The organism is Streptomyces ipomoeae 91-03, from assembly GCF_000317595.1.
GTDB lineage: Bacteria > Actinomycetota > Actinomycetes > Streptomycetales > Streptomycetaceae > Streptomyces > Streptomyces ipomoeae.
Genome location: NZ_AEJC01000639.1, coordinates 1 through 715 on the forward strand (window position 1 = coordinate 1; position 715 = coordinate 715).

At 71.2% G+C, this 715-nt stretch carries 1 protein-coding gene; it reads right to left on the reverse strand.

Annotation, left to right across the window (positions count from 1 at the left end; genetic code table 11):
* Nucleotides 1–106: 106 nt before the first annotated feature.
* Nucleotides 107–715, reverse strand: a complete 609-nt coding sequence (locus STRIP9103_RS42255; protein ID WP_009339842.1) for a DUF1349 domain-containing protein — start codon at nucleotides 713–715, stop codon at nucleotides 107–109.

Below are 715 nucleotides of genomic sequence, written 5' to 3' on the forward strand. Positions count from 1 at the left end.
GGGGCGCGGGGAACTGCGCGACCAGGCCTCACCCGCCCGCGGTCGCCGACGTACCGACCCGACCGAGCTCTACGGCGATCAGGCACCCGGCCCTTGCTCGGAGCGGTCAGCTGCCGTTTCTCAGGTCGTCCGGCCAGGCCGGGCGGTACTCGATCTCGTCGTATGTCACGACGCAGCCCTCGCCCATGGGGGACTGGGTCATGAAGCCGACGAGGGCGGCGCCGGTCTGTTGTTCGTCGGCGAGGGTGAAGAGGCGGACGAAGGTCCAGTGCTTGCCGTCGCGGGAGGCGTGGAAGGCGAAGGCGCGGCCGGTGCGGCTGACCCGGAGCCAGACGGAACTGCCGTCGACGGTGAAGGAGTTGGCGTCGTCGGAGTGGCCCCGGGTCACGACCGTGCAGACGGTGGGTACGTCGGGCGAGTACTCCAGGCAGAGCTTCGCCCACGCCCGTTCCCCGACGTGGACGTAGAGGACGCCGGCGTCGAAGCCCGCGGCGAAGCCGACGGTGACCCGGGCGATCAGCTGGAAGTCCCCCTCCGGCGCCCCCAGCAGTCGGGGCGCGTCGGAGGCGGGGTCCAGGCCCTCCCCGGTCGGCGGCACGAAACGATCCTGCCGAGGACCGGCCCATCCGGTGAGGACCCCGTCCTCGTACGACCAGTGCCCGTCGGGACCGTACGTGCGAAGGGGGAAGGGGAGTTCGGGAATTTCGACGTCCAT